The sequence below is a fragment of the Paenibacillus sp. FSL L8-0333 genome, from assembly GCF_037965665.1.
GTDB lineage: Bacteria > Bacillota > Bacilli > Paenibacillales > Paenibacillaceae > Paenibacillus_AQ > Paenibacillus_AQ odorifer.
This window is the reverse complement of sequence record NZ_CP150186.1, coordinates 5688882-5711166: the sequence shown is the minus strand read 5'-3', so window position 1 is coordinate 5711166 and position 22285 is coordinate 5688882. Positions and strand designations below refer to the sequence as shown.

Here is a 22285-nt window from a genome sequence, read left to right as displayed (position 1 = left end):
GTCATAAGCCCATACCGCTGCATATGATGCCTAGGAGAAACATTAGATGGAAGGAGGAGACTGCTTGTGAGGGGTTCCAAAAAAAAGCAGCCGCGCAGTCCACAGAAACGACTCTATTTTGTAGATAATCCCAATAAAGAGGAACTGAGTATGCTGGATACCAAAAGCAGCTCTAGAAGCTCGGGGAATAACAGTGACGGAGTCAGTGAAGCAGAGATCGCGGAAGTTCAGGTAAGTGGGGGAGCAATAGCTGAAGTCGTTCTAGAGGAGCCAACTTCTGCTCCAGTTCTACAATTGGAGCCGGAGCTTATAGAGGAAGCGCAGCTTCAGAAACAGGCGGATAATCTTCCTGAAACCGTATGGTTCGCTCCTCCAGAGAAAGAACGTTTTCAGCCCGTTTATACAGATGATCTTTCGGATGCAGCGGTGACCGGAGCCAAAATCGCTCCACGTACCATTGACGGTTCTAAGCTAAAGTTCGGCATTATTGGTACACCTTGGCTGCAAGATTACGCTGTACAGAGTATTAATATCGCGGACAAGGCAGTCACTTCTGCAAAAATCGCACCAGAATCGATTGTGGGCGAGCATTTAGCAGAAGGAAGCGTTAGTGGCGGTAAGCTGCTGGATCATTCGATTAGTGGAGAGAAGCTGAAAAATGGCAGTATTAGTCCAGAGAAGCTGGCTGATCGGATTATAGGCGGCGGTCAAATTGCAGATAAAGCCATTGAGAGCCGCCATTTAAGCGATTTGATTATTACTGCGGATTTACTGGAAGATGGAGCCGTTACTAGTGACAAAATAGGAAGCAGCAGCATCACAAGTCGCCACCTAGCTAACGGCAGTGTTGACCGTTCCAAGCTGGCCGATGCAGCGGTATCTGGCGATAAAATTGCTGATGGTGAAATCAGCAGTTCAAAGCTAGCGGATGCTGTTATTGAAGGCCGCCATCTTAGCGACGCTTTGATAACCGCCAGACATCTGGCCCCGGGAGCGATCGGTTCTGATCAGCTTGCCAGCAAATTGATCGGTAAGGAACAGCTGCAGTCGGGTATTATCGAAGGCGGGCATTTAGCTGATGGAGCTATAGGCTCTAAGCAACTTGGTGCAGATGTCGTGAGAAGCGTCCATTTAAGCCCAGAAAGTGTGAATGGTAATCATATCGGTGATGGCGAAATATCGAGTCGGCATTTGGCTGACCGCAGCATCTCTTTTTTAAAGCTGGCTGAGGGTGCAGTAGGAACTGCACAGTTAGTGGAGCAAGCGGTAACCTCGTCCAAAATTGCTGACCAAAGCATTCTCCCACATAAGCTGGCAGACGAAGCAGTGACCACAAGACATATTGCAAAATCCGCCATTCGCGGACCGCAAATTGCTATGCAAGCCATAACTTCTATTCATCTGGAACGCGAAGCAGTGAATCATTCGCATATAGCGGCGGAAGCGGTCGGCTCGGAGCAGCTTAAGGAAGAAGCTATTCAGACTCAACATTTATCTTCCGGTGCTGTGACTGGAGAACAGCTGGCTTCAGAATCTGTGGGCGGGGAGCATCTTCGTGCACAGAGCGTTACTTCTGCCAAGTTGGCAGATGGAAGTGTAAATGCAGCTAAGCTGGCAGCAGGTGCAGTGATTGGGAGCACGATTGCGCGTGAAGTAGTCAGTGGTGAACATATCGCTTTTTGTACAGTGGAGGAAAAGCATCTGGCGGATGCCAGTGTGAGCGGCCGTGTATTGCAGGATGCTGTGGTAAATAAGGATCATTTGGCCACGGGAGCCGTGGAACGAAGACATCTTGGTGAAAATAGTGTGACTTCCGCTGCGATTCAATCGGGCTCAGTTTCAGGAGATAAGCTGGCTTCCGCTGCGGTGAGAGAAATTCACCTGGCAGCAGGAGCTGTGCAGCCTCATCATCTGGCCGATCATGCAGTGACCTCGTTGAAGCTTTCACCGGAAAGTGTCTCAACGGATAAAATCAGTGATTTAGCAGTCACTTCGGCTAAGCTTGCAGACGGCAGCATAGAATCCAGTAAACTGGCAGCGTCAGCAGTTCATGCTGAGCATTTGTCGGTAAATGCTGTAAGTTCGAAAACCATAAGCGAAAGTGCCGTTCAAAGTAGACATTTGAATCCCGGCAGTGTCAGTGGGGCGCATATCCGGCCGTTGTCTATAGGGAATGGTCATATCCTTCCGAATTCTATTTCTGCGGTTCAAATCCAAGAGGGCAGTATTAATAGCTCTAAGCTGGTAAAAGGTGCCGTGGATTCTCAGCATCTTTCACCTGGTAGTGTAGACGGCAGCCATTTGTGTACCGATACGATTGAAGGTCGTCATATCCTACCTGGTGAAATCACGCTGGCTCATCTGGCGGAAGAGGTACGTAGCTCTGAGTTGCTGCCAGACGGCTGCATAACTGGGGAGAAGCTGGCTGAAGGATCGGTAGATTCCAACCATCTCCTGCCTGGAAGTGTGAACGGAAGCCATTTGAATTCGGGTTCTGTCGAAGGTCGACATATCCTACCGGGTGAGGTCACGCTTGCTCATCTGGCTGCAGATGCATATACCTCCGACTTGCTGCCTGAAGGCAGTATTACCGGGAAGAAGCTGGCGGGAGCATCCGTGGATTCTATTCATTTAGTGTTTGGAAGTGTGGAAGGCGGACATCTGAGTTCAGGTTCCGTCGAAGGACGTCATATTGGAAAAGGTGAGATTACCCTGGCTCATCTCGCCGATGAAACCCGAAGCGCTGATCTGCTGCCAGACGGTAGTATTACTAGAGAGAAGCTGGCGGAGGAATCCGTAAGTTCTATTCACCTAGTGCCTGGCAGTGTGGATGGCAGCCATTTAGGCCCAGACACAGTAGAAGGCCGTCATATCCGATACGGTGAGATCACGCTGGCTCATTTGGCAAAAGAAACACGCAGCTCTAAATTGCTGCCAGACGGTAGTATTTCTGGAGTAAAGCTGGCACATGCTTCCGTAAATTCAAATCATCTAGTACCTGGCAGTGTGGAAGGCGTTCATCTAAGTTCAGGTTCTGTCGAAGGGCGCCATATTGGAAAAGGTGAGATTACGTTAGCTCATCTGGCCGAAGAAACACGTAGCGCTGACTTGCTGCCAGACGGTAGCATCACTCGGGAGAAGTTGGCGGAAGAATCCGTAAATTCTAATCATCTGGTGCCTGGAAGCGTAGATGGCAGTCATTTGAGTCCGGACACAATAGAAGGACGTCATATCCGATATGGTGAGATCACGCTGGCTCATTTGGCCGAAGAAACACGCAGCTCCAATTTGCTGCCAGACGGTAGCATTACTGGGGAGAAACTGGCGGAAGCATCCATAAATTCGAATCACCTTGTACCTGAAAGCGTGGAGGGAACTCATCTGAGTCCGTCTGCAATAGAAGGACGCCATATTGGAGAAGGTGAGATCAAGCTAGCACATCTGGCGGATGAGGTACGCAGCTCCGAACTGCTGCCAGACGGAAGCATTACTGGGGAGAAGCTGGCGGAAGCCTCCGTAGAAGCAATTCATCTAGTGCCTGGCAGTGTGGATAGAACTCATCTGAGTCCGTCTGCAGTAGAAGGTCTCCATATTGGAAAAGGTGAGATCAAGCTAGCACATCTAGCGGATGAGGTACGCAGCTCCGAGTTACTGCCGGATGGCAGCATTACCGGTAAAAAGTTGGAGGGTGGATCTATTACTGCCTACCACTTGGCTCCTGGCAGTGTCTATGGGGGACACTTAGGGGGGAATGCGGTAGATAGCCGCCATATCCGTGCTGGAAGCATTACTCTGAATCATTTGGCAGAAGAAGTGCGCAGCGCTGATTTATTGCCGGAAGGCAGTATTACAGGCGAGAAGATTGAAGTCGGAACGATCCAGTCTTTCCATTTGGCCCAAGGCAGCGTCTCTGGAGGTCATTTGGCCGGGGATGCGGTGGAAGGCCGCCATATTCGATCGGACAGCATCACCCTGAAGCATTTGGCAGAAGAGGTACGCAGTGCGGATTTGTTGCCAGATGGCAGTATTACTGAAGAAAAACTCGCCGAAGGCTCCGTGAGTTCTTCACATTTACAACCATGGAGTGTTTACGGAGAGCATCTTGCTGACAAGATCGTGGCAGATCGGCATTTGCAGCCTGGCATCATCAAATTAGAGCATCTTGCGGATGAAACACGCAGCTCAGCACTGCTCCCGGATGGCAGTATCAACGGAGCTAAGCTGAAGGAAGGCAGTATCGAGTCCGCTCATCTGACAGAAGGTGCAGTAGGGACAACAGAGCTTCAGGATGAAGCGGTAGTTGCATCCAAAATCTCTTCGTTTGCGATTCAAGCCCGCCATCTGGAAGAAGAGAGTGTTCAGGAATATCATATTTCCCCAGGTGCAGTAAACGGGACTCATCTGGCACCGAACTCTGTAAATACAGATCATCTGTCCTTCAGTCCGATTCAAACAGCTGGGAAGCGAGAAGCACTACAGCAGTTTGGAATGACAGCATTTATGTTCAATGGGGATGCAGAGAGTGTAGAGGTGACCGTATCGTTTGATGAGAGCTTTGGGCATACGGGTTATGTGCTTGTTGCCATGACCAATCAGCCTTACTTCTACGCTTCCTTAAAGAGCAGAGCCAATGGAGAAGCAGTGATTCAAGTAGTACGGTTGCGCGAGACTCCGCATTTCTATGGGGTTATCTCTTGGATTGCTATAGGCGCTCCCTTAGCTAAGCCGGCAGCAGATGATCGCGTATTTGATTGAACCTTAAGCAGTTCCTCTTAAAAATAGCAGAGTAGCGAATCTCCTTATTGGAGATCGCTGCTCTGTTTTTTTGGGGGGGAACGGTACATGTCAGCATCGCCGGGTTCTAAACATTCGCTGTGGCTGCGGCTCTGTCCGATAGCCTGGTAGTCTAAACATCCGCTGCTACTTACGGACCCAGATGGCGTTATTTGCAGGTTTGTCGTTTTTTAAGGCTGGTTTAGGACTCTAGTGAAGCAATTGTATAGAAATAGAGCATTATTGAGTTCTTTTCATGCCAATAGCTGCTACGGAGTCCGTTAATAATCTAAAAGTGTGATAATGCGGCGAATAGGAGCAACTGTGTCCGATAGCGCTAATGTCTAAACATCCGCTGCAGATTCGGTTTTGTCCGATACTGTCCTAACCTAATCGCCCTGCCGCGGACACAATCTGCGTTCGTTACCGCCACAGATTGTGTCCGCGGCAGCTGGCTATGCGCAATGTATCTAAGCGGAAGTGTGGTGGGGAGTACATTTGTCCTGTTTTCAGAACGACAGGAGACAATTGCCGTTACCCTGTGCGTTGTAGTACATAAACTGTGATGTAACCCTCAGCCTGAAGAATTGGCTCTGTAAGGAAGGTGGATGAGCATGAAGCCCAAACGAACTTCTGCCCGCCGCACAGGACGGCGGGTCTCTCGGATGAAGCGGCGGACTTCACGCCCAGTGCGGCAAGTCGCTGTAGTCCCTATAGTTAACCATCCTAATCCCTATGTTTCGGTTATTATTCCAGCCATGAATGAAGCTCAGACCATTGCGGGAGTGATATCTGGAGCCAGAGGGGTCCATCCGCGCTGCGAGGTAATTGTGGTCGTGAATGGATCCACTGATCAAACGGCAGGGATTGCACAATCGCTAGGTGCGCGTGTTATTTCCTATGAGTTGCCGCTTGGACACGACGCTGGCCGTAGTGTGGGAGCTGAGGCAGCCAAGGGAGAAATCCTATTGTTTACAGATGGAGATTTGGTGATACCTGCTTCGGGGCTGCGTCCTTACGTCACTGCTGTTAGTGGTGGAGTGGACATAGCGCTTAATGATTATTCCGGTCCGGTCCGGAAGCTGTCCCCCCATCCGGTGGTGCTGTCTAAACATGCACTGAATATTCTGCTTGGCCGTCCAGATCTGAAGGGATGTTCGATGACGGCAGTTCCGCACGCAATCAGCCGCAGAGCACTTGATATTTTAGGGAGCGATTCATTATCACGTCCTCCACTGGCGCATGCCCAGGCAATTCTTAGTGGACTGCATGTGGTAGCCGCTCACAAAGTGCCTGTAGGGAAATTGAATGCGGTAAGGCGCAAGGAAGACGGCAAAGATCCATTGCAGCAGTTGATTACAGCGGATCATATGGAGGCTGTATCCCTGTTGCTGGAACATCGGGGGATCAGAGCGGGCTTTGGCGACGGAGCCCGGCGCAGAGAGATGGTGAGATGATGGTTGCAACTTTACGAGGCACAGCAGCTCGAACGGCAAAGAAACGCCCAATCCGTCACAGGTCAGCCAATCGCTCTGTAAAAGGCAACGCTGCTACTCGCCCGCTTCTGTCTCGGCAATCGAAGGCAGGCAAGGAGACTCTGAAGTTACCGAAGTTACGCGGGACTTTGTCAGTCATTATCTCCGCGCGTAATGAGGAGCAGACCTTGTCACGTCTGCTGCATCAGGTTGCACGGCTTGAACCTGCAGAAATTATCGTCGTACTTAATGGCTGCAGTGATAACTCTTTTCCTATTTCTAGACAACATCGTCAAGCCATTGTAGTACACTGCCCAGAGTCTGTCGGACATGATGTGGGTCGGGCTATCGGTGCGAAGCTGAGTCGCGGGGATATATTGCTTTTTCTGGATGGAGATATGGTCATTCCGGCCTCTCAGCTCGTTTCATTCACGGCGGCTGTAGATCGTGGGATTGATGTAGCTCTTAATGATTTAGACTCACTGATGCCTTCTTTTGGATTATGTGATGATGTCACCCGCAGCAAACTGTTTCTGAATTATGCTCTGGATAGGTACGATCTCGGGGTTAGCTCTATGACAGCTGTTCCTCATGCGCTTTCGCGGCATGCGCTTGAGACCATAGGCTACCGTGAATTAATGGTTCCACCTAAAGCCCAAGCTCGTTCTGTATTAGAAAAGTTACGGGTGGAGAAGGCTGGGACGGTAAATGTTATTAAACATAATCGGCTGCGCAAGGCAAATACAGGGGTTGGAAATGCTGTGGAAAAACTGATCATAGGAGATCATGCTGAGGCTCTACATGAGGTTCTTTCCCGGCGAAAAGCTGGCGGTCTGCTAAGTAGTGAGACTCAGCGCGAGTACCGCAGACAGGTAGCCGCTTGGAGGAATCGCATATGACGCTGACGAGTATTATTATTCCAACCTACAATGCGCTGCCCTTGCTGAGGGCCTGTGTGGAATCTATTCTTGCCTACACTCCGCCGCCTTATGAGATTATCGTAGTGGACAATGCTTCAACGGACGGAACAGACACTTATTGCCGTGCGAATCATATAACGTTTATTTCATTGCCTGACAATCGCGGCTTTCCAGCTGCATGCAATATGGGGCTACAGCTAGCTTCAGGTGATGAATTACTGCTGCTGAATAACGATGTAGTGGTATCTCAAGGATGGTTAACTAATCTGAAGAGAGCTCTATATAGTGCTCCTGATGTTGGTATTGTTGGGCCAGTCACAAACTATGCTAGTGGACGTCAACAGGTGAAGACTGATTATGAAGGTCTGATAGATTTTCATCAGGCTGCTGAGAGGGCGAACCTTCCAAATCCCCAGAAATGGTTGGAGACGAGACGGCTGGTAGGATTATGTTTTTTATTCAAAAGAGAGCTGCTTACTTCCGTAGGTCTACTGGATGAGAGATTCTCACCTGGACATTACGAAGATGATGATTATTGTTACCGTACCAGGATAAAGGGATATCGGTTGCTTATCGCCGGGGATTGCTTGGTGCACCATGAAGGAAGTGCAAGTTTCAAGCAAGTTTACAATACCGGACTGCAAGAACTGGTGGAACGAAATCGCAAGATTTTTATAGATAAATGGAATGTAGACCCTATAAATTTCATATGAAGTGCAGATCCGAAGGCAAAGGACGTAGATAAAGAGGAGGAAAGTAAGTGAAAGGAGTCATACTGGCGGGCGGAACAGGATCTAGACTTCAACCGCTGACCCGGCTTATGAACAAACATTTGCTTCCGGTCGGCAAATATCCTATGGTCTGTTACGGCATAGACCGGCTTCGCCGGGCAGGAATTACCGACATTCTTCTGGTCATAAGCAAGCAGTCTGCTGGCCTGTACACGGATTTTTTAGGTAGCGGTGCTGCATTTGGTGTATCTCTGACCTATAAAATTCAGGAAGCTGCCGGAGGCATTGCCGAGGCTCTTGATTTAGCAGAAGGGTTCATTTTCCCGGGGGAACGATTTGTTGTATTGCTCGGGGATAATCTTTTTATGGATGATCTGAAGCCTTATGTGGAGAGTTATCTTCGTCAGCCAGAGGGCACTGCAAAGGTGTTGCTGAAGCCGGTGGAGGACGCGCGCAGATACGGTGTACCTGTGTTTGACAGTCAAGATGCGGCATGGATTGCTTATATCGAAGAAAAGCCGGAGCATCCGAAGACCAATTATTGTGTAACTGGTATTTATATGTACGATGAAGCTGTATTTGATATCATCCGGCGGGTATCACCTTCCAAAAGGGGGAGCTGGAGATTACCGATGTAAATAATATATACGCCGCTGATCGCAGACTTAGTTATGATGTGCTTAAGGATTGGTGGAGTGATGCGGGGACGTTCCAGTCTTTGCACGAGGCGGGGGAAAAGTTAAAGGATGCACTGCCATAAGGCAGTGCTTTTTTTGTTGTAATCTTGCTATAGATAGCCGCAAGGGCTTTGAAATCACGCGTTACTCAGAGGGCTCGGGGTTTGGAAATCCTCCACCAGATTAAATCCTCAGTTTCTTTGTATCTCTCAGAGCCTAGACTCTCCAATACTTTGTGGGAGGCTGTATTATCTTTTTCAGTGTCAGCGATTACATAGACAGCTTGGGGATGGGAGAAAATCCATGCAGTAATTGTGCGTAGTGCCTCTGTTGCATACCCTTTTCTTCTATATTTCTCATCAATCCCATATCCTATAATAACCTCGCCTTTCTCATTCGGGTAACCTTTAAGGATAATGAATCCTATAATACATTGATCTTCCCGATGGACGATGGCCCAGTTCGTTAACCATAGGTAATGGTCGGGGTCCTGCTGCACCTTTTTTAGCCTGATCTGCATAGCATATTGCATTTCATCATCAAGCGCCGCACTGATGGCAGCTAAGCCTAATTGTTGCTGTAGCTCCGAATAGTTATCTATTGCTAGTGAGAGTTCTGGGGCAGTTAAAGGTATTAGATCGATCCGCTGGCTTTCAAGCTTCATATATTCCCCACCAATCATTGGTAAACTCAGGATTGCGCATTTCACATTTTAATCCTTTTAAATGTACTTAGCAATAACGTAATCTTTATGTCATCCAGTCACTTATAGAGCCTTAACTTGTCGAGGATCCCCGGCACCGTAACGGCTCCTGCCGCATATGCTGTAGCAGGGCGTTTGAGCAAAGGAGACATGAAGGTGCAGAGTAAAATAACTAAAGTCCTGCAGCACATGGCCCATACGCATGAACAGATGGCGCGGATTCTAGACGCTGAGCGCCATGTGGCTGTCCGTATGTCGCAAATTGTCCACGATCTGCCAGATGCGGAGCCTGATTTTGATGGGATCAGCGGGATGATCGAAAGCTCAACTCAGGTAAACAAGAATATTATTGCTTACTTGAATGCACTTGCAGATCTGGAAGAAGCGATGGCTGATGGGGTAGGCAGAGTGATTAAGGAATTGAACGGTCAAGAAGAAGAGTAACGCTATAGGAGCGGGAGGCGGAAGATGAGCAGAGAAAAGGCTTATCTGCAAATGCTGGAGTCCACCGCCGCCATCCAGTGGAACGTTGCGTTGATTCTGGAAGCTAAGGCGGTTGAAGCTGAAAAGGTAAAGCAGTGGGCACAGCATCATATCCACGCTAGAGCCTTTGATTCCCACAGTGAGCAACTGAAGGAGTCCCTCTCTATACACGAGGTCATCGTGGAGATGGTCGAAGGGCTGACCAAACTGGAGAACGGACTCTACAGCAATTTAAAAGCAGTGCTGGGCAGTGGCGAAGACGATGGTGGCGGGGAAGGTTTTGGAGACATGTCAGGTGATGGCTTTAGTTTTGGAGAAGACAGCAAATGAGCGGGGACCGTCTCTCTGAACATGCCGTCAAGCTGGAGATGATTCGCTCCATTTCGCGCAGTCAGGCTGCTTTGGCGGCCATCTTGGAGAGCATCGCCGAATTGACGGAGCAATCTGAGTTGACGGCCCGCAAATTGAGCGACAATATCAGGATTTTAAGTGGGTATCAGAGTGCGATGTGCCGGATGATGTCCGGGATTTCACTACATCGTCCTAAACGGGGAATTCCTGCTGCGCCATGGCTGAGTAAGGCATACGCCGTAGGAACCTCCAGAGAACATGGAGCACAGGAGGAGTAGAAGCATGAAGAAGAAAAGCCGCAGAACGCTACGTTCAGGCAGAACCCGTAGACGCACATTGCTGCTCTCGCGGAAAGCAAAAGTTCGTAAAGGGCTAGCCCGTAAAACCCGCAGAGTTCTTGCCCGGAAAACTGCTCGTTATGGGAAGTCGAAAAAAGTCCTATTGCTACGCAAGAAAAGAAGACTTCGTCGTAAGCTTGTTCGTAAAGTAAGGGTTTCACAGCCACCGGTGCTTGTGGTACCCGTGAGCGAGGCTCCGCCTGCTCCACAGGTAATTCCGCTCCCCCCGAAGCTGGGCGTTTCGCCGGAAACGCCCCCGGCAGACGCCTTTCAACAGGGCTACACCGAAGCATACAACGTGGGGTTCGACGCCGGTTTCGCCAAGGGCTTCGAGGACGGGCATAAGCTGGAATTCAGCTAGGGGACACAGATGACAAGATCCGCTCCGCCCGTGAGCGGGTCTTGGGGTTTTCGTGCGGACTGGTTTGCTGCGCTGCCGATGTGATAAACTTCATAATGAAAGTGAAAATAATATGAGGTTAAGATGAAGGCAGGGATGATTCATGGATACTGAGATTCGCAGAGCACGCAAAGATGAGATTGATGAAATTATGGAGCTGATTGCCAAATGCGTACAGGTGATGCAAGCAGGTGGCAGCGATCAGTGGGACGAGCATTATCCGAACCGGGAGATCATCTCCCTTGATATTGAACGTGGCAATCTATGGGTATGTGAGGAGAACAATGCGGTGGCCGGCATTCTAGTGTTGGACGAGCACCAATCCGAGCAGTATGGGAAGATTGACTGGACAGAAACGCAAGGGCCTCATTTAATTATGCATAGATTGGCTGTGCATCCTGAAGTTCAAGGAAAGGGAATTGCACGCCGTCTTAGCACTTATGCAGAAGAACATGCTCGCCAGAATGGTTATTCAAGTATCCGTCTGGACACATATGCTAAGAACACTGGGGCACTCGCCCTATATCCCAAGCTGGGTTATGACCTCAGGGGTGAGGTAACTTTTCCAGGGCGTACCGCTAATTTTCCGGTGTTCGAGAAGGTTCTAGAAAAACACGGGAATTCGGAAGCTTAACATAGCGAGAGAACCAGAGGATATCTCATGAGCCATCTAATGGCTACTGAGATATCCTCTTTTTGTGGAAATAACACCGTTTTCTAAACAAAAACTTTGTTTGATTAGGTAGCAATTTGCGCTTACGGAAACCCTGCTCAAAAGGCGATAAGTGTGCAAATAGCGTCATTGGAGTCCGAAAGCATCAGTGGCTGAGTGTGACTCGACAGTAACGGACCCAGCAGACCTTAAATGCGGAATTTCCCCACATTTGGAATGCTATCGGACTCCAGAGCAGCTATTGGTATAAAACACACTGCATATGGGCCTGTAACGAGGGAATAGCGCCACTGGAGTCCGAAATCTTGCTCAAAAGGCGATAAATGTGCAAATAGCGTCATCTGGGTCCGAAAGCATCAGTGGCTGAGTGTGACTCGACAGTAACGGACCCAGCAGACCTTAAACGTGGCATTTCACCACATTTGGAATGCTATCGGACTCCAGAGCAGCTATTGGTATAAAACACACTGCATATGGGCCTGTAACGAGGGAATTGGACCTCTGTCAAGAAAGTGGACAGTCACGCAACAGACATTCTAGTCAATTGCTCAGCAAAACGAACTGGAGAAAGATACCCCAGCGCGCCATGCATTCGCTTGCGGTTATAATAAAACTCAATATATTGAAAAAGTGTCTGGTAGGCTTGCTCCTTAGTTTTGAATCGTGGATTACAATAAATGAGCTCCTTTTTCAAAATGCTGTGCCACGACTCGATACAGGCGTTATCATAACAGTTACCTCTGCGGCTCATGCTGGACTCCATGCCATACGCTTTCAACTGCTTCGTATATTCATGAGAAGTATATTGAGAACCTCTATCGGAGTGATGTAATAGACCCTTTTCCGGTTGTTTAGCTTCGTAAGCATCTTGTAAGGCGCCCGAAATTAAGCTAGTTTCCATATGGTCCTCCAAGCGCCACCCCACGATTTCACGCGTGCAAAGGTCCATCACACTAGCCAGGTACAAGCGCCCTCCCCGGCAAGGAATGTACGTAATGTCGGTAACCCATACTGAATTGGGTTTGAGTATTTTAAATTGCTGGTTCAGCGTATTCGGGGCAATCGGATGGTCATGATTGGAGTCGGTGGTCTGTACGCGATACGTTTTGGAGACAATGGAGCGAAGCTTCATATGTCGCATGTACACACTCACCGTGCGTTCGGTAACGGTATAACCTTCTTGATGCAACAGGCGGGTGATCTTCGGACTCCCATACCGCTTTTGATGGTCTGCAAAATGATACTGAATTCGCTTCATTATCGCAGCCTTACGAAGCATATGCGTACTGGTTTTTTCTGTCCGCCACTTGTAGTACCCGCTCCGTGACACATGTAGGGTCATGCACATCTTCTCCAAGAGAAACTCGGAGCGATGTTTTTCAATAAACTGGAATCTCAGTTCCTTGGTTTGCTGAAGATGTGCACTGCTTTTTTTACGATCGCTAATTCCTCTTCCACATCGGCAATCTTGTTATCTTTTTCTTGAAGTTGACGTTTCATTTCTTTCAACTGTGCCTCGAGTTCCCGTACTCGATCCACGCTAGCTGCCGGTTCATTTTTTAGTTCTCGATACTGGCTCATCCATTGATGCAGGGTACTTTTTGGGATGTTGAGCTCTTCCGCCAAGTCGCCCACTGTCTTTGTTTGCTCTTGAATGAACTGCACTGTCTGTTTTTTAAATTCTTCGTTGTACCGTTGTCGATGTTCTCCCATGTGAACACACCTCCGTGGACTCATTATCGCCAGTCTGTTAACTACTGTCCACTTTTTATTCTAGCTTCAAATAGCGCCACTGGAGTCCGAAATCTTGCTCAAAAGGCGATAAATGTGCAAATAGCGTCATCTGGGTCCTTAAGCATCAGTGGCTGAGTATGACTCGACAGTAACGGACCCAGATGACCTTAAACGTAGCATTTCCCCACATTTGGGATGCTATCGGACTCCAGAGCAGCTATTGGTATAAAACACACTGCATTTGGACCTGTAACGAGGAAATGGTGTCACTGGAGTCCGAAACCCTGATCAAAAGGTGATAAATGTGCAAATAGCGTCATCTGGGTCCGAAAGTAACAGTGGCAGAGTATGACTCGACAGTAACGGACCCAGATGAACTTAAACGTGGAATTTTCCCACAATTGGGGTGCTATCGGACTCCAGAGCAGCTATTGGTATAAAACACACTGCATTTGGACCTGTAACGAGGAAATAGTGTCACTGGAGTCCGAAACCCTGATCAAAAGGTGATAAATGTGCAAATAGCGTCATCTGGGTCCGAAAGTACTTGGGAGGATTATGACTCGCCTGTGGTGTGGACGTAGCGAGATCAGTAGAAGCAGAAGCAGAAGCAGAAGCAGAAGCAGAAGCTCCAGACGTAGCAGTGGAATAGGCACAAGGGGAACGCAGAAGTGCGGAAGTAGGAGTAGTGTAGTAGCCGTAGCAGTGCAGAAGTAGCAGTTGAGTAGCAGTAGGGAAGGCATAGGTCAGTTAGATGAATAGAGCTAGGCGTGCACTAGCGGGCTCTGACCAGTCTGCCATACCGCGCTATATGCGCACAGCGGTTTACCACAAGGCGTTAGAGTAAGCAGAGATTGTCCGAAATGGCTGATCTAATCATTCGAAATGGTCGACCTAATCGTACGAAACGGCTGTCTCTTAAGCCATGAAATAGCTCTCGGATAGCTTATTTTCTATGTTTTTATGACAGTAAATATGACACGATTCACAAGGTAGCGTAATCACAAATCTTTTCAAACAGAATAATCGTGATCAAAAAGTATTATGTGTTATTTAAAATAACATGTAATACTGATTTCCTTTTATAAATCACTATTTAAAATACATAATCAATATTGTGTGTCATGTATATTGACATGTAACCTGTCTTTAGATTATTATTGGACTATTCAAATTACAAATGAATAGTCTTTTTTTCGTATATCCTTAATAATTGGTTTAAGGGTCTCTACCGGGAACCGTAAATTTCTGGCTACGAAAATATGCTCAGGCATATTTTTGTGGCCTTTTTGTGTTACAAGCGTGAAGTTGTGCTGGAATTAACTCAATGAGGGGGAGAAGGGCTATGGGAAATATTTTGATCAAAAATGCCGAAATCATTACGATGAACAAGCAAGAGGAAATTTTACACGGGGATGTCCGGATTAAGGATGATCTCATCGTTGAAATCGGCACTGGCCTGATCCCGCAGGGTGACGAGAAGATCATTGATGCTACGAACCGTACATTAATTCCGGGTTTTATCCAAACTCATATTCATCTATGCCAGACGTTATTCCGTGGTAAAGGGGACGATCTGGAGCTGATGGATTGGCTGCGCAAACGAATCTGGCCATTAGAGGCCGCGCATGATGAAGAATCCCTTTATTATTCGGCTATGCTTGGCATCGGCGAACTGATCACCAGCGGCACGACGACGATTGTGGATATGGAGACTGTCCATCATACGGATTTTGCGTTTCAGGCTATAGCTAAAAGTGGAATCCGGGCCTTGTCCGGCAAGGTGATGATGGATCAAAAAGGGGGAGATGTGCCTGAGGCGCTGCAGGAGGATACCGCATCTTCTTTGCAGGAAAGTGTCGATTTACTGGAAAAATGGAATGGTTATGGAAACGGCCGGATTCAGTATGCATTTTCTCCACGTTTTGTGATTTCCTGTACAGAGCCTTTATTAACCGAGGTGCGGGATCTGTCCGCAAGATACGATGTGAAGGTGCATACTCATGCGTCTGAGAATTTAGGGGAAATTGAGATTGTGCAGGCCATGACTGGCATGCGTAACATCGTCTATCTGGATCATCTAGGATTAGCCAATGAACGGCTTATACTGGCGCATTGCGTGTGGCTGGATGCTGAGGAGCGGCGGATTTTGCGGGATCGAGGGGTGCATGTAAGTCATTGCCCGGGTTCCAATCTGAAATTGGCCTCCGGAATTGCGGACACACCAGGGATGCTTCATGAGCATGTTTCTCTTAGTCTGGGAGCGGATGGCGCTCCATGCAATAACAATCTGGATATGTTTAATGAGATGCGATTGGCGGCGATTATTCAAAAGCCTCATCACGGACCCACAACCATGGATGCCCGCAGTGTATTCCGTATGGCTACTATTGGTGGGGCGAAGGCCGTAGGGATGGAGGATAAGATCGGGAGTATCGAGGTAGGCAAAAAAGCAGATCTAGTGCTCCTGAATCTCTACAATTTTCATACCTTCCCCTCTTACGACGTAGATCCCATCTCTAGAATTGTATATTCCGCTACGCGGGCAGATGTGGAGACAACGATAATCGACGGGGAGATCGTGATGGAAAGAGGTTTGCTAAAGACTGTGGATAAAGAAATTGTACTAAATGAAGCTAACCGTTCTATTAAAAGATTACTTACGCATACCTCGATCGTTTGAGGAGAGAGGGCGATTCGGATATCTTTATTTGCAGGGGATCACTGGACCCCCTGTTTTTTTATGAGAAAATATGAACATAAGGGAACTAAAGTGCCTTTTATGAGGTCGTATTAAGTGAGGTGAAGCTAATTGGAACTGGAAGGTCTTCAGCATAGCGAGACGATGAATGAACAGCAATTAAGAGAAATCATGAGCCGTTACGGAGAGGATATATGGAATTATATCTATTATCTTACCAAAAATTCTGAACAGGCCGATGATCTGGCCCAAGAAGTATTCATTAAATGTTATTACCGGATTGGCACGTACCGGGGGAATTCTTCATTTAAAGCATGGTTGCTTACGATTGCCAGGAATACTGTTTTTTCGCACCGGAAATCGCGCTTTTTTCGTTCGGGCTTATGGGGTGGTGTACAGCCATTGTCCACGGTTGATGTGGAGCAGCGGGAAAAAACTATTGAACCTCTTGGTATAGCCCGATCTGCGGAGATGGAGTATTTGGGTAATCAGTCCATTGGTGAGATATGGGATCTAATTATGGCATTGTCTCCCAAGCTGCGCGAAATATTGGTCCTGGATTTGAAATATGAGCTCTCTATAAAAGAAATAGCTGAACTGATGAACTTGAGTCACGGAACGGTAAAATCAAGATTGCACCGAGCGCGGCAAAAAATTCAGAACAAATTAAAGGGGGTAGAATGATGGAGGATCATCAACCGGAATGGTATGCTCAGGCCCGAAAAGGACCTTTTGGAAATGAAAAGTTTACTATGAGGCATGCAGACAACGTCATTCGCCGAATTCAAGAAGATCAACAGGGAACGAAATCTTTTTCAGGAAAAAGACTATCTGTGCAAATGTGGGCTGTGGCAAGTTTTATTGTACTGTTGGGCTTAGGCATATTCTTTCTGAACGGAAGGTTCCTTGGTAATGAATCAAGCAACCCTGCGCAAACTGAGGTTTCGTCGCATTTCACGGAGGCTGAGCTACAGCGGAACGCAGATCAGGTGATGCAGAGTTTACTTGGAAAGACTTATCCGCTAGATCACCGGGAATGGCTTAAGGAGCAACAGCAGATATTTTACTCTTACCAGAAAGATGAGGACTCCGCATATATCTGGATCGATTATGAGACAGGAGAACTGGTGCAAACGAAGATGAGCGCGATGCTGACAACTGCAGAGATCGACGCTGAAATGAAAACCCGTGCGGAAGAGATCAAGGGCAAACTGGGTTATGCGAATGATTCAGCTTATGATGTGCTCAGATATGTTGAATATGATGCTACACAACATTCTAGCGTGAAAATTGAAAATAACTTTAGGGCGGAGAAATGGCGTATCGGATTTGTAAATGGTGAATTCGATTACGCATCAGCCACGCTTGAGGCCTCGGCGGTATCAGAAGAGACGCGTCAAGCTGGGGAAGAGGCATTGAAGGTGTTGAGAGGTAACGGAGGTGATGAAGAGCTTAGTTTAGTATTTCGGGCTATGGACAAGGATCAGGATAGACTTACGCTGCAATACGGATCAAAGGTTTCGGTTACGCTCGATACTGTTACTAGAAGGATTGAGCAGATTAGTGATACAAATCCTCGTGCTAGTGATAAAACAGATCCCAAACAACTAACGGTATTAGACCGTGAGCTGTCTCTAATTGATGGGGATCGTCTACGTGAGAAGGCCGCGCCTCTGCTGACTAAGATATTTAGCGTTGCTGATGTGGGCGAATATAGCTTGCTTAAAAGAGATCAGGAGCCCGGGAATCTCACCTTTCATAAGCTTGGCAGTCCTGAGATCACTGTATATTATGATAGTGATTTAACGATCTGGAAGGTGAAAGAGGATTCGCCAGCAAGCCAGTCTTAGATTGAAGGGCATAACATAATAGGCTTAAATAGGGAGGTTCCACAGCCGAAAAGGCGTGGGGTTTCCCTATTTGTAGTGGGAGCGAACGGTGCACATTTTTGATAAAAAAAGTAAGTATTGTTATACTAGAACAATCTGATATTTTACAGAAAAGATGAATAGATTTCATAATCAGAACAAATGAAAAGGTAAGAGGGGATTAAAACGTGAAAAAGCACGGGCCGAATCGAGCTCAGTTCTATATTGTTGTCCTGCTGCTATGGTTGAAGCTGCTCCTGCTAAGAGTGCTGTTCTTTGATAGAATTGCTTGGGAGTGGATTGCAGCAGATGTTGCTCCAGTCCTCTTCATCATGGGGATTCTGACGGTCATTACTCCTTCGCGGGTGAGAACAGCCGTCTATTGGACATTTAACGGGATATTATCGCTGCTGCTGTTCGCAGCCAGTGTATATTTCAATCACTTTGGTTCTGTTCCGACGTATCTGGCTTTATATGAACTGAATCAGGTATTTCAAGTGAAGGCAAGCGTAGAATCAACGATACAGACTATTGATTATTTATTTTTCGCTGATCTTGTGATCATGGTGATCTATGTCTTGATCCGCAGATGGAAGCATGGAAAAGCCTATCCGCATGAGCGTGAGCGATTCAGCTCCCGGAACACACGATTGGCACATATGATGGTGATTCTGGTGGCTATTCTTGGAGGTTTTGCTTTTTCGGCCAATTCTGTCAATTCTGCGCGGGGAATTACAAATGAACTTGTGCAGGCAGAAAGTGCCGGATTCCTGAATTATGAGGTCGTTGCCGCAATCAAGGTCAAGGAAGATAACAATCTCATTGGAACCGGAGATATTAAGGATACAATCGCGAAGATTGATGAGCTGCAAGCTTCCTATCCTTATAGTAGTAAGGCCGCGGGCACAGCACCTGAGTATTTCGGCTCGCAAAAGGGCAAAAATGTAATTGTCATTCAAATGGAAGCTTTTCAAAACTTCCCGTTGCATCAATCCCTGAAGGGTCAAGAGCTGACTCCAGTGTTGAACAAGTTGGCAGATGAGGGATTTTACTTCCCCCATGTCTACCAACAGATTGGTCCGGGCAATACTTCTGACGCTGAATTTATGAGCAACACGTCGATTTATCCAATCGGGACGTTGGCAATGTCCACTGGATTCGGGGACAGAGAACTGCCGAGCCTACCACGTCTGCTGAGAGATAAAGGATATGAGGCGTACACCTTTCACGTGAATCAAGTAGGCTTTTGGAATCGGAACGAGCTATATCCAGCGCTTGGCTTTAACGGTTATTATGACAAAGATTATTTTACTAATGATCATTTTAATGCGTTTGGTGCTTCCGATGAACAGCTTTATATTACGGGTGTCGAGAAAATGGCAGAATTGCAGAAGAAAGGAACTCCTTTCTACGCACAAATGGTGACGGCATCCAGCCATCATCCCTTCCAAATTCCGGACTCTTTTAAGAAGATCTCAGTGCCTGATGAGTTGAAAAACACGATGCTTGGCGATTATTTGACTGCTATTAACTATACTGATTATGCCATTGGAACTTTAATAGAGGGTTTGAAGAAAAACGGAATGTGGGATAACACTGTGCTGGTGATGTATGGTGATCATTTTGGCTTGCAGCCGCAGGATGTTCCACCGGAGCAAGTGGAAAGTGCACTGGGGATTCCATACGATTCCCGGATCAGCCGCTTTAATATTCCATTGATTGTACATGTACCAGGAATGGAGCAAGGGAAGGTAGTAGAGCGAACAGGTGGACAGTTGGATATTCTTCCTACAATAGCTAACCTATTGGGGGTTTCTTTAAGGGAAGAAGGTTATACAGCATTTGGTCATGACCTCTTGAACATTGATCGTAACGTGTTAGGGATGCGGTATTATTTACCTTCCGGTTCATTTTTTAATGATGATATTCTCTATGTGCCTGGTAGAGATTTTGCTGATGGTGAAGCTGTGTCGCTGGATACGCTTAAGCCAGTATCGGATTTTACAAAATATCAGACTGATTATGATTATATTTTGAAGCTAATGAATTTGTCCGACGAATATGTGAAGCTGTTACCACAGAGATAGGGGGAATCATGAAAAAGTTCTGGAAACCGGAGTATCTCGTAGGCCTTGCCGGCTGCGGTATCATTATTTATTTGCTATTCGTAGGGCCATTTATTGGTGTTGCCGATAATGGAGATTTTCTGCGTATGATGAATACCATCGGTCTGAACTACTACGATACTGCTGCATCGTATGCCGATCAGTTTTTCAGCTTTAGCCATTCTCGTTTTGCGTATGAGGATTTGTTTAGGGGCTTTTATCCTTCCTCACAGATTTTTATAGTGCTTGTGCCGAGGTTGATCGGCGGGCTCATCCATGGCAGCTTTTTTGATGTTCGTTTGCTGGGTGCAGTTTATGGGCTTCTTTTACTGGCGGCAACTTGGCTGCTGGTGAAGTATAATGCTCGTGGCTCTTATGTTACAGGGCTGCTGCTGGGAGCAGCTATCTTATTTGTATTTTACGATATCGGGTATGTGGCCTATTTCAACTCCTTGTTTGGAGAACCGGTGTCGCTGGTGTTTATGCTGCTGACATTTGCATTAGGATTAAGATTAACCAGCCAAGAGAAGCCAACCACTAAAGGATTAACTTTGTTTTTTATCGCGATTCTGTTTCTGGTCACCTCCAAAATCCAGAATGCACCGATTGGGATTGCCTTTGCTCTGATTTTCTTGCGGTTTATGATGCTTGACGGAGAGGGCAAATGGAGGAAGCTGGCTTTACGTTTTTCGATTGCCATCTTTCTTGTATCCATCGTTTTGTATGTGGCAGCGCCAAAAGATCTGAAGCATATTAATCTGTATCAAACGGTGTTTTTTGGGATTTTAAACGAATCGCCGGATGTGAAGGGAGACTTGCAGGATCTCGGATTACCGGAGCGGCTGGAGGTACTGGCGGGTACGAATTATTTTCAGACCGATACAGCGATTAAGCAGGATGATCCTTCGCTGGTTCCGGACTTCTATGACCGTGTATCTCATAAAGATGTGTTGTTCTTCTATCTGAAGCATCCGGACCGGTTGATAGATAATATGAAATACGCTGCGAGTAACAGCATGGCGATTCGCCCGTATTATCTAGGAAACTACGAGAAAAGCGAGAATAAACCAGCAGGTGCATTATCCTATACTTACAGTGGATGGAGCCAATTCAAAAATAAACATATTCCGCATACGCTCGGATTTCTCTCCATATTCTATCTGGTGTATTTTGCGGGAGCCTTGTTCCAGTATTTCCGCAGCAGAGATATTCGCGGCAAAATTGCCGGCGAGCTGCTGATGCTGCTAGGGCTAATAGGGATTTTCTCCTTTTTGGTTCCGATTCTGGGAGACGGAAGGGCTGATATTGGCAAGCATTTATTCCTCTTTAATGTGTGCTTCGATATGATGGTCGTGGTCATGTTTGGGTGGATTGTTCACAAGGTAGTGGGATTTGTAAGACGTTAGCTTATGGAACAAATCAAACAGCAAGTTTCCGATTATGGAGACTTGCTGTTTTTATTAAAATATAAGAATTTATATGTTCCATATTGTAAATTATCCTTATATTTCTCGCTTAAACGCTTACCGTCCTTATAGCCGTCGAAGGCGTTTATGCTTGTTCATCCTCAAATAACTCACGCAGCATCCCTTGACGATCGTTCATAAACGCTTTGGTCACGGTATAATGTTCAGTTTCCTCCAAGGCGACGGAACGTATCCCCTCTCCCTCCAAGAGAAAAATTTCAGCACCGGGATAGGACATCAGAATCGGCGAATGGGTAGCAATAATAAATTGTGAATCCTGCCCGACCAGCTCATGCATACGCACCAGCAGAGACATTTGACGTAAGGGGGAAAGCGCTGCTTCAGGCTCGTCGAGGATATAAAGACCGCGGCCGCCGAAACGGTGAACGAATGTAGCTAAAAAAGACTCTCCGTGGGACTGCTCATGCAGAGATTTGCCTCCGTAGGAGTCTTTGATCGGTGGGCCACCGGGTTGTTCATCCAACTCATCAATATAAGAAGCCACATTATAGTAACTCTCCGCACGTAGAAAAAAGCCGTCCTTCGGCCGTCTAACCCCTCTAGCAATTCTAAAATACTCATAAAGATTCGAATGCGAGGAACGAGTGTTAAAAGAAAAGTTTAGCGTTCCACCCTCAGGGTTAAAGCCCCAAGCAGCAGCAATTCCCTCTAACAAGGTTGATTTGCCCGTGCCGTTCTCTCCAACAAGAAAGGTCACTGGTTTTTGAAAAGTCAGGCGATCCAGCGTTCGAACAGCAGGCAGATGAAAAGGATAGGTTTGAAAGGATGGCACCAGATCACGCAGCAGCTCCGCGTGTCGCAAATACAACGTGGTGTTATTCATAGTTCCCCCCTTGTGAATTTCAAAAAATAATCATCTTCGGACA

Annotated in this window: 18 protein-coding genes, 1 pseudogene and 1 riboswitch; of the genes and pseudogenes, 15 read left to right on the top strand and 4 right to left on the bottom strand. The window is 47.1% G+C overall.

The window, feature by feature from the left end; genetic code table 11:
* Nucleotides 1–66 precede the first annotated feature (66 nt).
* The 5 genes and pseudogenes from NYE72_RS25470 (at nucleotide 67) to NYE72_RS25450 (ending at nucleotide 8659) form a co-directional block, all read left to right on the top strand.
* Nucleotides 67–4755: a WIAG-tail domain gene (locus NYE72_RS25470; protein ID WP_038573161.1), complete on the top strand. Its 4689-nt coding sequence runs from the start codon at nucleotides 67–69 to the stop codon at nucleotides 4753–4755.
* 632 nt (nucleotides 4756–5387) lie between these two features.
* Nucleotides 5388–6230 (top strand): glycosyltransferase, encoded by an 843-nt coding sequence (locus NYE72_RS25465; protein ID WP_305953534.1) that lies wholly within the window; start codon nucleotides 5388–5390, stop codon nucleotides 6228–6230.
* Nucleotides 6227–7147, top strand: a complete 921-nt coding sequence (locus NYE72_RS25460) for a glycosyltransferase (RefSeq protein ID WP_094903705.1) — start codon at nucleotides 6227–6229, stop codon at nucleotides 7145–7147. Before NYE72_RS25465 ends, NYE72_RS25460 begins: the two co-directional genes overlap by 4 nt.
* Nucleotides 7144–7881 carry a glycosyltransferase family 2 protein gene (locus NYE72_RS25455; protein ID WP_036679731.1) on the top strand — a complete coding sequence of 246 codons (738 nt, stop codon included), beginning with the start codon at nucleotides 7144–7146 and terminating at the stop codon, nucleotides 7879–7881. The genes NYE72_RS25460 and NYE72_RS25455 overlap by 4 nt, the downstream gene beginning before the upstream one ends.
* A 47-nt stretch (nucleotides 7882–7928) precedes the next feature.
* Nucleotides 7929–8659 (top strand): annotated as a pseudogene (locus NYE72_RS25450) (sugar phosphate nucleotidyltransferase).
* A 65-nt stretch (nucleotides 8660–8724) separates the two neighbouring features.
* On the opposite strand, the gene NYE72_RS25445 reads toward NYE72_RS25450, so the two are convergent.
* Nucleotides 8725–9240: a GNAT family N-acetyltransferase gene (locus NYE72_RS25445; protein WP_339210710.1), complete on the bottom strand. Its 516-nt coding sequence runs from the start codon at nucleotides 9238–9240 to the stop codon at nucleotides 8725–8727.
* Between the two features lie 195 nt (nucleotides 9241–9435).
* Between NYE72_RS25445 and NYE72_RS25440 the strand changes: the two genes are divergently transcribed.
* From NYE72_RS25440 to NYE72_RS25420, 5 genes are all read left to right on the top strand, one after another.
* Complete coding sequence (locus tag NYE72_RS25440) at nucleotides 9436–9723, top strand: hypothetical protein (protein WP_036679726.1); 288 nt, start codon at nucleotides 9436–9438, stop codon at nucleotides 9721–9723.
* A 24-nt stretch (nucleotides 9724–9747) separates the two neighbouring features.
* Entirely contained in the window at nucleotides 9748–10092 is a 345-nt protein-coding gene (locus tag NYE72_RS25435; protein WP_036679724.1) for a hypothetical protein, read from the top strand.
* Nucleotides 10089–10391 (top strand): hypothetical protein, encoded by a 303-nt coding sequence (locus NYE72_RS25430; protein ID WP_051491084.1) that lies wholly within the window; start codon nucleotides 10089–10091, stop codon nucleotides 10389–10391. The genes NYE72_RS25435 and NYE72_RS25430 overlap by 4 nt, the downstream gene beginning before the upstream one ends.
* Nucleotides 10372–10812, top strand: a complete 441-nt coding sequence (locus NYE72_RS25425) for a hypothetical protein (RefSeq protein ID WP_339210708.1) — start codon at nucleotides 10372–10374, stop codon at nucleotides 10810–10812. Before NYE72_RS25430 ends, NYE72_RS25425 begins: the two co-directional genes overlap by 20 nt.
* 142 nt (nucleotides 10813–10954) lie before the next feature.
* Nucleotides 10955–11485, top strand: coding sequence for a GNAT family N-acetyltransferase (locus tag NYE72_RS25420; RefSeq protein WP_076142554.1), 531 nt, complete (start codon nucleotides 10955–10957; stop codon nucleotides 11483–11485).
* A 559-nt stretch (nucleotides 11486–12044) separates the two neighbouring features.
* On the opposite strand, the gene NYE72_RS25415 is transcribed toward NYE72_RS25420, so the two are convergent.
* Complete coding sequence (locus tag NYE72_RS25415) at nucleotides 12045–12908, bottom strand: IS3 family transposase (RefSeq protein ID WP_244886534.1); 864 nt, start codon at nucleotides 12906–12908, stop codon at nucleotides 12045–12047.
* A gap of 11 nt (nucleotides 12909–12919) precedes the next feature.
* Nucleotides 12920–13237, bottom strand: coding sequence for a transposase (locus NYE72_RS25410; protein WP_076316116.1), 318 nt, complete (start codon nucleotides 13235–13237; stop codon nucleotides 12920–12922).
* A gap of 1197 nt (nucleotides 13238–14434) precedes the next feature.
* Nucleotides 14435–14533: riboswitch (purine riboswitch) on the top strand.
* 70 nt (nucleotides 14534–14603) lie between these two features.
* On the opposite strand from NYE72_RS25410, the gene NYE72_RS25405 reads away from it, so the two are divergent.
* The 5 genes from NYE72_RS25405 (at nucleotide 14604) to NYE72_RS25385 (ending at nucleotide 21338) form a co-directional block, all read left to right on the top strand.
* Entirely contained in the window at nucleotides 14604–15941 is a 1338-nt protein-coding gene (locus NYE72_RS25405; RefSeq protein WP_036679719.1) for a 5'-deoxyadenosine deaminase, read from the top strand.
* Between the two features lie 129 nt (nucleotides 15942–16070).
* Nucleotides 16071–16643, top strand: coding sequence for an RNA polymerase sigma factor (locus NYE72_RS25400; protein ID WP_038573152.1), 573 nt, complete (start codon nucleotides 16071–16073; stop codon nucleotides 16641–16643).
* Entirely contained in the window at nucleotides 16640–17809 is a 1170-nt protein-coding gene (locus NYE72_RS25395) for a hypothetical protein (RefSeq protein ID WP_143761267.1), read from the top strand. The genes NYE72_RS25400 and NYE72_RS25395 overlap by 4 nt, the downstream gene beginning before the upstream one ends.
* Nucleotides 17810–18015: 206 nt before the next feature.
* Nucleotides 18016–19914, top strand: a complete 1899-nt coding sequence (locus NYE72_RS25390; RefSeq protein ID WP_038573147.1) for an LTA synthase family protein — start codon at nucleotides 18016–18018, stop codon at nucleotides 19912–19914.
* A gap of 8 nt (nucleotides 19915–19922) precedes the next feature.
* Nucleotides 19923–21338 (top strand): hypothetical protein, encoded by a 1416-nt coding sequence (locus NYE72_RS25385; RefSeq protein ID WP_038573145.1) that lies wholly within the window; start codon nucleotides 19923–19925, stop codon nucleotides 21336–21338.
* Between the two features lie 145 nt (nucleotides 21339–21483).
* On the opposite strand, the gene NYE72_RS25380 is transcribed toward NYE72_RS25385, so the two are convergent.
* A complete protein-coding gene (locus NYE72_RS25380) occupies nucleotides 21484–22242 on the bottom strand; it encodes an AAA family ATPase (protein ID WP_038573143.1) in 759 nt (252 codons plus the stop codon).
* Nucleotides 22243–22285 lie beyond the last annotated feature (43 nt).